The sequence below is a fragment of the Alkaliphilus pronyensis genome (assembly GCF_009017275.1).
Classification (GTDB): Bacteria; Bacillota; Clostridia; order Peptostreptococcales; family Natronincolaceae; genus Alkaliphilus_C; species Alkaliphilus_C pronyensis.
This window is the reverse complement of the sequence record NZ_WBZC01000033.1, coordinates 1-11,079: the sequence shown is the minus strand read 5'-3', so window position 1 is coordinate 11,079 and position 11,079 is coordinate 1. Positions and strand designations below refer to the sequence as shown.

Annotated in this window: 12 protein-coding genes and 2 pseudogenes; 5 read left to right on the top strand and 9 right to left on the bottom strand. The window is 34.4% G+C overall.

The window, feature by feature from the left end; all coding sequences use genetic code 11:
* Window positions 1-237: 237 nt before the first annotated feature.
* From F8154_RS09810 to F8154_RS09785, 5 genes and pseudogenes are all read right to left on the bottom strand, one after another.
* The gene (locus tag F8154_RS09810; RefSeq protein WP_151861442.1) at window positions 238-1,209 is read right to left on the bottom strand and encodes a GNAT family N-acetyltransferase; all 972 of its coding nucleotides are present in this window, start codon (window positions 1,207-1,209) and stop codon (window positions 238-240) included.
* Between the two features lie 172 nt (window positions 1,210-1,381).
* Window positions 1,382-1,825 carry a GNAT family N-acetyltransferase gene (locus tag F8154_RS09805; RefSeq protein WP_151861441.1) on the bottom strand — a complete coding sequence of 148 codons (444 nt, stop codon included), beginning with the start codon at window positions 1,823-1,825 and terminating at the stop codon, window positions 1,382-1,384.
* Between the two features lie 155 nt (window positions 1,826-1,980).
* Window positions 1,981-2,435: pseudogene (locus F8154_RS15675) on the bottom strand (tyrosine-type recombinase/integrase).
* A gap of 468 nt (window positions 2,436-2,903) precedes the next feature.
* On the bottom strand, window positions 2,904-3,389 hold the full coding sequence (locus tag F8154_RS09790) for a GNAT family N-acetyltransferase (protein WP_151861439.1): 486 nt from the start codon (window positions 3,387-3,389) through the stop codon (window positions 2,904-2,906).
* 210 nt (window positions 3,390-3,599) lie between these two features.
* The gene (locus F8154_RS09785) at window positions 3,600-4,283 is read right to left on the bottom strand and encodes a transposase (protein ID WP_279237176.1); all 684 of its coding nucleotides are present in this window, start codon (window positions 4,281-4,283) and stop codon (window positions 3,600-3,602) included.
* 430 nt (window positions 4,284-4,713) lie between these two features.
* Between F8154_RS09785 and F8154_RS09780 the strand changes: the two genes are divergently transcribed.
* The 3 genes from F8154_RS09780 to feoB all read left to right on the top strand — a co-directional run bounded on the left by F8154_RS09780 (window position 4,714) and on the right by feoB (window position 7,556).
* On the top strand, window positions 4,714-5,106 hold the full coding sequence (locus F8154_RS09780; protein WP_151861438.1) for a metal-dependent transcriptional regulator: 393 nt from the start codon (window positions 4,714-4,716) through the stop codon (window positions 5,104-5,106).
* Between the two features lie 18 nt (window positions 5,107-5,124).
* Complete coding sequence (locus F8154_RS09775; protein ID WP_330577883.1) at window positions 5,125-5,409, top strand: FeoA family protein; 285 nt, start codon at window positions 5,125-5,127, stop codon at window positions 5,407-5,409.
* Window positions 5,410-5,537: 128 nt separating this feature from the next.
* A complete protein-coding gene (gene feoB / locus F8154_RS09770) occupies window positions 5,538-7,556 on the top strand; it encodes a ferrous iron transport protein B (RefSeq protein WP_330577881.1) in 2,019 nt (672 codons plus the stop codon).
* Between the two features lie 119 nt (window positions 7,557-7,675).
* On the opposite strand, the gene F8154_RS15395 is transcribed toward feoB, so the two are convergent.
* Window positions 7,676-8,404, bottom strand: a complete 729-nt coding sequence (locus F8154_RS15395) for a transposase (RefSeq protein ID WP_243141221.1) — start codon at window positions 8,402-8,404, stop codon at window positions 7,676-7,678.
* Window positions 8,405-8,431: 27 nt separating this feature from the next.
* On the bottom strand, window positions 8,432-8,839 hold the full coding sequence (locus F8154_RS15390) for an IS110 family transposase (protein ID WP_243141220.1): 408 nt from the start codon (window positions 8,837-8,839) through the stop codon (window positions 8,432-8,434).
* Between the two features lie 236 nt (window positions 8,840-9,075).
* Between F8154_RS15390 and F8154_RS09760 the strand changes: the two genes are divergently transcribed.
* The gene (locus F8154_RS09760) at window positions 9,076-9,252 is read left to right on the top strand and encodes a FeoB-associated Cys-rich membrane protein (protein WP_243141219.1); all 177 of its coding nucleotides are present in this window, start codon (window positions 9,076-9,078) and stop codon (window positions 9,250-9,252) included.
* 997 nt (window positions 9,253-10,249) lie between these two features.
* On the opposite strand, the gene F8154_RS15620 is transcribed toward F8154_RS09760, so the two are convergent.
* Window positions 10,250-10,510, bottom strand: a complete 261-nt coding sequence (locus F8154_RS15620) for an integrase core domain-containing protein (RefSeq protein ID WP_330577879.1) — start codon at window positions 10,508-10,510, stop codon at window positions 10,250-10,252.
* Between the two features lie 173 nt (window positions 10,511-10,683).
* Between F8154_RS15620 and F8154_RS15615 the strand changes: the two genes are divergently transcribed.
* Entirely contained in the window at window positions 10,684-10,890 is a 207-nt protein-coding gene (locus F8154_RS15615; RefSeq protein ID WP_330577878.1) for a hypothetical protein, read from the top strand.
* On the opposite strand, the pseudogene F8154_RS09745 reads toward F8154_RS15615, so the two are convergent.
* Window positions 10,873-11,079: pseudogene (locus tag F8154_RS09745) on the bottom strand (hypothetical protein); the annotation flags it as partial. The gene F8154_RS15615 and the pseudogene F8154_RS09745 sit on opposite strands and share 18 nt — an antisense overlap.

The window sequence follows — 11,079 nt, the reverse complement described above, 5'->3', positions numbered from 1 at the left end:
CTATTTTGTGCTGCAACAAATCATCTACAGGACTCTTCCTCTTAATTCTTATCACTAATGTACATTCTTTTTTAAATTATCGATGTTCAATTTACATTACTTGTAATTATTTACATCCAAATCACTGTTGCATTTTGCAAATGCCTAATAAAGTTTTTATTATAGAGCTCAATGTTGCTTAACGAACCAGTGTTTATGACGTTCCTCAACCAGACCCCAGAGATAGACATATGTACTCTAATTAGCTTTCACCCAAGAAAAATCAGAATCAATTGTTCTTATCATTCTATACTTAGTTATATTAAATCCACATTTTGTATTCCAAAAACGCCTAGCGCTTATATTGGTAATTCTCCAATCCGCTGATAACCATTTATACCCTTTTAACATTAAGTCCTTTACAACATAATTCATCAATTTTGTTCCAACTCCTCTATGTGAGACATCTGCATACGTACCTGCTATTGATAGCTCAACACATTTTTTTGGTATTAGATATCCATAATCAACTTCCCATAGAGCTTGATATGCAACTGGCCTATCTGTTTCAGATATATAAAACATTACTTCATCATCATTTACTAGGCTAGCAAAACCATTTCTAATATTATTTATAGTCTCTGCTTTTACTGGAGCATATACAGGTGAAGCAGTTTGATATCTATATATAATTTCAGCCATATCTCTTAAAATATCAGAATCATTTTTCCTTAAAGACCTTATTGATATTTTGGCATCAGTTTTACCCTCCTTATAGTTAGAGAGTTTTAACAACCCATGTACCTGTTGGTATGCAAATCCTAGCATTTGCAAACTCAACACTTGATTGTCTATGTTTAATGTTTCTATTACATGCTCAAAGTATCCTAGTTCAACCCATTGACTAGAACAATGCTTATATAACTCATATAGAATTTTATCATTGTCTGCACCAAAAGTTGCTATTCCAAAACTCGGAACCCAAGCTTGCTTTTTCTCCTCATCGTTCTTTAGTTCAGCAAATAAAAATCCTACCATTTTTTCATCCTTCATACAAATTGCACCACTAATAACTTTGTTTTTCATCCATTTTTCTATTTTGCTTCCTAGTAAACTTTCTGTTTTCTCTAGGTTTTCATTTATATGCAATTTACTATACAAGGATTCCAAATCTTGAACCATCATCTTTATCATTTTATTAGTTACTAAATCGAACTCAATAATCTTCATTCTATCTGTTTATCCTCTCTTTATGTTTAACTTCATTAGTATAAACTACTTATTCTATAAATTTAGTATTTCTAAAATACATCATATTTAAATACTGCATAAAAGATATCATGTATCCTTAAAGTTTACCATAAGAAATACCCAGACATGAATAAGATTAAGATTTAAACTCTCATATGCTCTTTTCAAGCATTGCCATAAAGTCCAGCTCACCAAACCCATTCTTTCTATAAAAATCATCTGTTTTACAGTCTTTTTCTGTAAAAAGTATTATAGCTCTAACATCCACATCTTTTACTGCTTCCTCAATATTTTTGAGTAGTTGAGTACCAATTCCTTTCCCCTGTAAATCAGTAGTAACAAACATTTCTTTAACATTAAAATGCATTCCCTCATACCATTGTTCACAATTTCCAAAAACTGCCCCTTTGATTCCACCTTCCATAGTATATTTTACTCCCATAAAATTTGGTGAACAATAAATATCACGTAACCTATTGAATGCAGTCCCTTCTGTCCATTTATCATTCCATGGTTCTGCATTAAATATATCTACATATATCTTTGCACACTCTCTTAAATCATTTTCTTCAATTATTGATATTTTTTTACACATGTAACTCCTCCTCATTGTTCTTATTTCTCTTCTGCTCTACTATATAGACAATCACCTATGTATTATCTATAAAGATCCAATAGGTATCCTACTATAGTGACTATTCCATCTAACTGGTTTTTTTTCCTACTCTTATGTCGGGAATACCGTCATTTTTAACATCTTTTCCGAATTAAGCTTCGGGAACATCCATCTATATCATTTCCACTTTCTAGTAAATGAGTAGCAGAAGAATGCCTTACTGTATGAACTGATACATATTTCTTTATCTTCGTTTTATCACATCCTCTCTTAAATACTTTTTGTACTGATCTTTCCGCAAGGAGATTTCCTTTTTTCCTCCTAGAAACAACCAATCTTCAGGTTCATAAATTTGTTTATATATATTTACTATATCTAAGGCTACTTGTGATAATAGTGTATATCTGTCTTTTCTTCCTTTCCCTTGTACTACATGTATAATCTTCTTATCTTCATTGATGTCACAAGTCTTAAGAATGACTACCGACTCTACTCTTAGCCCTGATGAATATACTAAGTAAAGGATAGCTTTATGTTTAATATTTTCTACATTGCTTAATATCCTACCTAACTCATCCTTATTTAATATCTCTAGTATTCTATTTACCTTTTAGGCCTTGGTAAATTACATGTCATATCACTTCTATTCAATACCTCTTTAAAATAGTATTAATTGCACTAAAGCTTTATTAGCATAAAAGTGAGAACTATCCTGCTCTTCTAAAAGAAAAAGCATATAATTTTTAATATTAGACTTTTTTAATTATCATACTCAAACCTAACATAAAGCTTGTCTTTATTGATTACCCCTACCTAAATATCTGTATCCATAATCTCTCGTTCCTTTTATTGGTAATTACTATATACCATTTTATCATACTTTTTAAATTATTTGTTTAATTTTAGTATGCTAATGCTTCCAAACATTTTGTTTAAGAGTTATTTAACCCACAAAAAAACACCTATCATTCACGATAGATGCTTCACAATGCTAACAATAAGACAAATGAAGCGTCCCCTTGTCTTTACCTTATCTTTAACTATCTCCTTGGTTTCTCTAAATCTCAACCACCTGAAGAGATACAACCTTTTTCCCGTCCAAGATAGACTGCTTTCCAACTTCTTTAAACCCAAATTTTTTATGAAACATGAGTGAACCAGGATTTGGTGGATTAATATCTATTTCAGCAGTGATATATGGGACTTCAATTTGCTTAGCATGTTCAAACAAGGCTTGATACAGCATTCGTCCAAGTCCCTTACCATGCATCTTTACTGAAACAACAACTCGGTCTATATATAGGAAATGATTGTACTGCTCTGAAAACCACATGTAATTTACGCTATCATAGTCCTTGCCTTCTCTGATTGTCAAAGAAAAAGCTTCCACAATTCCATCAACTTCAATTACGCTGATCATCTCAGATTGACCACTTAAATGCTCAAGTTTTTCCATAGTCATCGGCGATAAAAAGTGTACAGATTCTTCATTGAGTTCTAGTATTCTTTCCAAATCCTTTTTTTCAGATTTTCTCAATATCATGTTTTTTAGCTCCTATTCAATAAGTATTCTTTCATTCAACTCGATTATAACTAATTTACTTGAGTTGTGCAAAAATACAAGAGCGTTAGCCCAAAGATTTTATACAATTTCAGCCATTCTCATTTATTTAGATATTGCTTCTTAAACCATAAACCAAAACCAAAGGAAACCAAAGGGACGGTTCTTGTGGTTTGATTTTCATCCGTTTTCTTATACTTTTAAAATTATGCTTCGACTAATTCCTGTAAGTCTAGCTATTTGTCTGGTTGACAAACCTTGTTCCTTGATCATGTTTAAATATCTATCTCTGCAATCTTTTTTTAGCCTCTGAAGATCTGTACAATGATTGATCTGACAGACATCCTTGATAATCCCTATTGCTTCTTCATCTTTGATTCTCTTTTGTTCTGAAATGTCCAGACAATTTCCATCACCTTCTTGCTCATGAAATTCTATAAATTCTGTGATGGCTTTTTTTCTATCACTATGAAGTATATTTAATATAAAATCACTATCTACGATTTTATTTTTCTCTGTATACTCCAAATAGCTACTCCATGTATATTTTTTTATGTCTTCTACCATTTTAGCCTTCAGTGGATTTTGATGTATATACCTTAATACCGTTAGCAGGTATGTATCATCCTCTACTACTTCGCTTTTACATCGGTCTTGAAATAAGTGACCTACCCAATCATGCCTCCAATTATACCAATAAACATAGCTGGCGCCTATCCGCCTCATGGCCATTCCTAAGTCTTCTTTTCCTTCTTTGATTAAAATATGGATATGGTTTCCCATTAAGCAGTATGTATAAATCTGGTACTCACTTTTCTCTTTACATTCCAAAATGGTTTGTAAAAATTTGTGATGGTCTTCTTCGTCCTCAAATATGATTTACTTATTAATTCCTCTTAATATGATATGATAAATTCCTTTTTTGCTTTTTTCCCGACTTGTTCTTGGCATTTTATCACTCTATACCTTAGTGTCATATTTTATTCGGCTTTACAACCACAAGAACCGTCCCCATGGTAAGTTAGAGCAAAAGAATTCTGTATTTATATTGTATTGGATTATTGAAAATACTAACCTCTACTATTAATTTTGAAAATGTAATTTCCATATCATACTCTTATCAGAGTGGAATTTAGTTTTTCATTCAAAGATAGTAATAAATTAATAAAAAAAACCATTGTCTAGGCAAAATATAGATGATATAATAAAGAAGGCAATGAGAATCATTGTCAAATGTTAAATTAAATCAGTAATTGTTTAACAAAGTTTTCGCAAAGGTAAAGCGAAAGTTAAACGGAGTGATATAATGAGTAATAGTGAATCGATGGAAATGTATTTAGAGACCATTCATATATTAGAGAAAAGCCATGGCCATGGCCATGCCCACGGTGTTGAAATAGCAAAACGCTTGGGAGTATCAAAGCCAAGTGTATCAAGGGCGATGAATTATCTAAAAGAAAAGGGATTGGTGAATAAAGAAGCCTATGGCACTATCACTTTAACAACTAAGGGTAAGGAGATATCCCGACAAATATATACCAATCATAAATTAATATCACTATTTCTTGAGGATTCCCTTGGATTAACAGTAAATGAAGCCGATGAAAATGCATGTAAAATGGAGCATGTTCTAAGTGATAGAATGCTGGAAGCTATTGAAGTATACTTACACAAAAAGAAAATTAAAGTTAATAGATAAAAGTTTGGAGGTATATATATGGAGAGTATTATAAGTAATAAAGGTATATCTAGAATTCTTAGCAAAACAAAAGGATTGGGTGGTCCGGCAATGAATCTAGCACAAGGAAGGATTAATACGGAATATGTTATAAAGGAAATAAAGACAAATGACGAAGAACTTAAGAGCTTTTTATTTACCTTAGGCTGTTATGAAGGAGAACTAGTAACTGTAATCTCTATACTAGCCGAGAACTATGTTATTTCAGTTAAGGATGCAAGATATAGTATAGATAAAGATTTGGCTGAAGCTATTATTGTATAGCTTTTATTTTGGCAACAAAGTTAACTGAGGTTAACATTTTTATATAACTTAAGAATTACATAATGTTTTTATCTCAAAAAAGTTAGCCAAAGCTAACAATCCCACAAGAATTTAGGAGGTTAATATTCATGAGTATGAAAGAACAGATAAAAGTAGCCCTAACGGGGAATCCCAATAGCGGAAAAACTACTTTGTTTAATGCAATTACCGGTAGAATTGAACAGGTAGGTAACTGGGCAGGCGTAACCATTGAGAAGAAGGAAGGAGATATAAAGAAAGGGCTTAATAAAACAAATGTCCAAGTAACAGCTGTAGACCTTCCAGGTGCCTATTCAATGTCTCCCTTTACTTCTGAGGAAAGCATTACAAGCGGTTTTGTTAGAAATGAAAATCCAGATGTAATTATTAATATCGTTGATTCAACCAACCTGAGCAGGAGCTTATTCTTTACAACCCAACTTCTTGAATTAGAGATCCCAGTAGTGGTTGCTTTAAACAAGATTGACTTGTCCAAGAAGAAAGCTACCAATATAGATGTGGATAGCTTATCTAAATTATTAGGTTGCCCTGTTGTGGAAACTGTATCAACAAAGGGAAATAATAATGGTTTAGAGGATCTAATTTCTACAGTAGTAGAGGTAACTGGTAAAACCCAAACTGCACCCTTTGATATTAAAGGTGTAAATATGGCAGATCAAAAATCAGTAGAAGCTTCAGACAAAAAACGATATGAGTTTGTCAAGGAAATTGTATCAAAGGTAGAGGAAAGAAAAGTAATTAGTAGCAAACAAACTAAACAGGATGCCGTTGATAGAGTTTTAGCCCATAAATGGCTTGGAATTCCTATTTTTGCATTGGTTATGTGGGCGGTTTTCTCCATATCCCAAGCCCATTTAGGGCCCCTTCTAGCAGATACATTTGTTGGCTGGATTGATTCATTCTATGCTTGGGTAGAAGGATCTCTTGGTGATGGTGTATCACCTGTACTTTCTTCAATTTTATTAGATGGTATTATTGGTGGAGTTGGAGCTGTTGTAGGTTTCTTACCACTGATTATGGTATTATTCTTCTTATTAGCATTACTGGAAGACTGTGGTTATATGGCTCGTGTAGCTGTTGTTATGGATCGATTCTTCAAGAAGGTTGGGTTATCAGGAAAATCAATTATCCCAATGATTGTTGGTATAGGTTGCTCTATACCTGGTGTTATGTCGACAAGGACCATTAAGAATGAAAGACAAAGAAGAACCACCGCAATGTTAACACCCTTCATGCCTTGTGGAGCCAAACTTCCAGTTATCGCATTATTTGCGGGTGTCTTCTTTAATGATGCAGCATGGATGGGAGTCACCATGTACTTTGTAGGGATTGCAATCATCATTTTAGGAGCGCTATTGGTAGTAAGAATTACTGGCGAAAAAAATGCAAGGTCTTTCTTTATTATGGAACTACCAGAGTATAGATTTCCAAGTATTAAGAGAGCTGCAGTTTCTATGCTTTCAAGAGGTAAAGCATTTATAATTAAAGCGGGGACTATTATATTACTTTGTAACGCAGCTGTACACATCATGCAAACCTTCAACTGGCAATTCCAAGCGGTTGCTGAAGGTGCAGAAAACACAAGTATTTTAGCCAGTATGGCATCACCCTTCGCCATTATACTAGTGCCCTTAGGCTTTGGTGCATGGCAGTTGGCAGCAGCAGCAATTACAGGCTTTATAGCAAAAGAGAATGTTGTTGGAACATTAGCTGTAGTATACGGTATAACAAACTTCATTGATACAGAGGAATTAGCTCTTGTTTCAGGTAGTGCAGACGTTGCTCAAATAATGGGCTTAACATCGGTGGCAGCATTAGCCTACTTAATGTTTAATTTATTTACACCCCCTTGTTTTGCAGCTATTGGTGCTATGAACTCTGAGATGGAGAATAAGAAGTGGCTATGGGGTGGTATTGCCTTCCAATTTGGTATGGGTTATGTTGTGGCCTTTATGACTTATCAAATAGGTACTATGATAACAACTGGGGCTTTAGGCAGTGGTTTCATACCAGGTTTAGTGGCAGTGGCATTGATGATTGGCTATGTTGTATATCTTGTGAGAAAAGGTGATGAAGTAGCCAAGAGAAAAGTAGCCTTAAGTTCTTAAGGAGACCAACTATGAAATGTCAATCGAAAATGTTGAAAAATATATTAATAAATAATTATGCTAAAAAAGAGCGCACTTAAATAAGCCTATTGGACATAGACTTTTAAACAAGTCTGAGTTTAGTCTAAATTGAAAGCAACATTATCTTTAAGAATTTTGAAGATAACACGTACTAATTTATGAGCAACATGACCAAGAGCTGCATAATGGTTGTTACCTTGAGACTTTTTAAGCACAAAGTAGTCATTGAATGTCTTGTTGTTTAACGAAACATTCCAAGCGGCATTTATTAAGGCATAACGCAGCAACTTTGAACCACGCTTTGACATTCTGGTGTTCTTAGCATTAAATTTACCAGATTGGTTAACAGTAGGGTCCAAACCAGCATATGCTAAAAGCTTTGAAGGATTGGAAAACCTAGTGATATCTCCAATTTCACCAAGGATCATAGCACCGTTAAGAAATCCTATACCAGGAATAGTCAAGATTATAGAATCCATTTCAATCATAATAGATTTAATGGATTCATCCAGTTCAACAATTTGCTTTTCTAATAACTCAATTTGAGATATAGTTTGAGTTATTTGAATAGATAAATAGGCATCACCCGTGCCTACAGATGATTTAGCCAGACCTTTTAAAGCAATAGCTTCTTCTTTACCAAAGCGGCCGTGGGAAGCCTTTTTAAGAAGATTACCTAAATAAGTAAGGTGTAAGGCAGCTATATCATTTGGGTTTGAATGTTTTTTAAGTAGCTCGTATGAAGTGTTAATGTGAATACCTGACTTAAAAAAGTACTGTAGCTCAGGGAAAGTAATATCAACATACGATACAAGTTGAATTTTCAATCTAGCTTTAGCCTTTTTAGTTTTTTCTCAGAAGCGACAAAGGCTTTTAAGACGGATTGAATCAATGTCAGCTTGGCTGAAAATCCAATGGTTGTTTAATATCATTGATTTAATGATTAAGATGGTATCAACCTTATCAGTTTTAGTCTTACGGATGTTAGACTTTCTTAGAGTAGAAGTTTGAATCGGGTTGATAACAGCAATACTGTAGCCCATATTGTAAAGATAACAAATAAGGTTTTCACCATAATGTGAAGTTGACTCAAGACCAATAAGAAGATCTTCTTTATCAAGTGCCTTGAGTTTAGACGCTAACAGGGAGAAGCCTTCCGAATCATTAGAAAACCCAAAAGGTTGAATAAAGACTTCACCATCAGCGGTCATAGCAGCGGCAAAGTGCTTTTGTTTGGCAATATCAATGCCAACGTAAATCATATAACCACGTCCTTAATAATAATTTGACAACTGTTTTGATCCACCTAGTCTTATTCTCATAGCCTTGCGGGAGATAAAAGTTTAAAACTTATCCAACTATAAATGATTTAAATAAGACAGTGGCAATACACTCCTTCGAATAGTCAAGCTATAAGGAAATATAAAAAGTCCACAGTGTCTAGTTTAATTATAGCGGATAATAAAATAAATTAGGAAGGAGAGTATGATTTTAGTCTATGACTATATCATACAAGGGAATTATGTCAGATATAATTGTTATTCTAGTTATCCTAGCAATAGTAAGTGCTTCTATTACTAAGATTGTTATTGAAAAGAAAAAAGGGACCAAGTGTATTGGTTGTCCAGCAGGTGGAACAAGTAAAAATACTTGTGGTTGTAACACCCACAAGTAGCATAATGATTGAAGCAATAATGCACCCGAGGGAGTTTATCCTCGGGTTTTTTTATTTAATAGGAGCGTGTCCAGCGAAGCTGGGCATTTACTTGTCGGTGAAAGTCCGACCTGCGTAATTGCCAATGAGCGCAGTAGATATATGACTATACAATGGTGAGAACTGTTGTATGAAGCGTCATGAAAATGGGCACATAGTGGCTCTATCGACCATGCAGACCGCAACATAAAGTGAATTCTACAGCACTGTTAGAAAACTCTGAGAGGAGACAAAGAAACTGACGAGCCCCTTCCTATTGGGCGAAGTCCATGGAAATCAAAGTAGAACTTGGAGCCTTTGATGAAGAAGTTTCCGGTGTATGGGAAGTGGTATGTATGGAAAGTAAGTGCTCGGAACTGGAGAGAGCCTAACTCACACCGAAAGGTAAAGAAGAAATCTATAAGTGAAAGCGAAAGGAAATCTTGTGAGAAGGCAGTCGGAGGGGAGCATAGTACCTGAGATGATACAGACAACAAAACTGTATCTAGGGAAGGGTCCCTACTTAGTTCAAGCTTTCGAAGGAGGTAAGAGTGAGTGAATGCTGAAAAGCTAACAACACCAAAAGGAAAAGTTCGACAACTTCAGAGAAAGCTATACCAATCAGCCAAGAGAAATAAGGTGAGGAAATTTCACGCCTTGTATAACAAACTCTATGGTAGTGTAAAGTAACCTATGAAAAAAACAGAGAAAAGAAAAAAGACCCTGGATGAGTCTTAATAAGTAAAAAGAATATTAATTATTAAGTCGGTTATAGAACTACCGCCACCCTTGACAGCATGGAAAAACAATGCTCTGTAATAAATACCGACGGCGAAAAAACTCAAAGGCAGATAGTTTTCACCGTCTCAACCACAGCATTGTAGCATTGTTTTTACATGCCATCAAGGGCAAGTCCAAAAGAAGGCTTTTGGATGGCTGTAGTAAATACCTCTGGCTCAAAATCTAAAAGCAGATAGAACTAAGCAGGCTGGTTCTTCTGCATATTTAGAATAGTTTGTTGGCCAAGAAAAAGAAGTAACTGCCATTTGCCAGGCATATTATCAGCATTACTCAACATCTCAACATGATTAAGAACACGATAACTTTTAGATTGATGAGGACGAAGAAAGTTGTAATAAGCCACCCATAAAGAAACAGCGTAGTTAGCACCTTCAAAATTATCATAGCCACAAGAACAACGATAGGTAGCTTTAAATGTACGATTCAATCTTTCAACCATTTGCTTAAAGGGACGAAATTCTTTAGAAACAGCATCATCATTAGTAAGACCAATAACCTTAGTAATGTCAAAGTAAAGAGGATAGTCCTCTTTAAGAGCAAACTGTTGAGCAGCTAGAGGATATGCACTGTAGCCATCAGCAATGAATTTAACTTATCAGGAAGATTCTTGATATGGCGAAAAGCCATACGCATAGCCATAATACAAGGACCAACACCACGGTTATCAGATACTCTATAACCTATAATAGAACGAGAAATAGCATCCATGATAAACCAGATGTAACCTTTGATGCCACGAACTTCATAAACCAAAGGGACGGTTCGAGACCAGTGAAAAACTGGTCTTTTTTCCTTAAAGCATTAATAATTAGTCTCTAAATTGAAGTTTAATCTAATAACTTTAATTTTGGCTTTAAATATAGATAAAAAAGAGGATGCTAATGCTGATATCCTCTTTATATTTACTGCTATTGCAGCCAATTTCGATTGTTTGGATACACTTAATAAGCCATATCCTCTTGCTCGACATAACCCATGAAATCTTATAAGTTCTGCATTCTTACCCTC

Bases quoted from the DNA above. Each gene is read 5' to 3' on its own strand.
- F8154_RS09810 (WP_151861442.1), bottom strand. From the start codon at position 1,209: ATGAAGATTATTGAGTTCGATTTAGTAACTAATAAAATGATAAAGATG.
- F8154_RS09805 (WP_151861441.1), bottom strand. From the start codon at position 1,825: ATGTGTAAAAAAATATCAATAATTGAAGAAAATGATTTAAGAGAGTGT.
- F8154_RS09790 (WP_151861439.1), bottom strand. From the start codon at position 3,389: ATGATATTGAGAAAATCTGAAAAAAAGGATTTGGAAAGAATACTAGAA.
- F8154_RS09780 (WP_151861438.1), top strand. From the start codon at position 4,714: ATGAGTAATAGTGAATCGATGGAAATGTATTTAGAGACCATTCATATA.
- F8154_RS09775 (WP_330577883.1), top strand. From the start codon at position 5,125: ATGGAGAGTATTATAAGTAATAAAGGTATATCTAGAATTCTTAGCAAA.
- feoB (WP_330577881.1), top strand. From the start codon at position 5,538: ATGAGTATGAAAGAACAGATAAAAGTAGCCCTAACGGGGAATCCCAAT.
- F8154_RS15390 (WP_243141220.1), bottom strand. From the start codon at position 8,839: ATGATTTACGTTGGCATTGATATTGCCAAACAAAAGCACTTTGCCGCT.
- F8154_RS09760 (WP_243141219.1), top strand. From the start codon at position 9,076: ATGACTATATCATACAAGGGAATTATGTCAGATATAATTGTTATTCTA.
- F8154_RS15620 (WP_330577879.1), bottom strand. From the start codon at position 10,510: ATGGTTGAAAGATTGAATCGTACATTTAAAGCTACCTATCGTTGTTCT.
- F8154_RS15615 (WP_330577878.1), top strand. From the start codon at position 10,684: ATGGCGAAAAGCCATACGCATAGCCATAATACAAGGACCAACACCACG.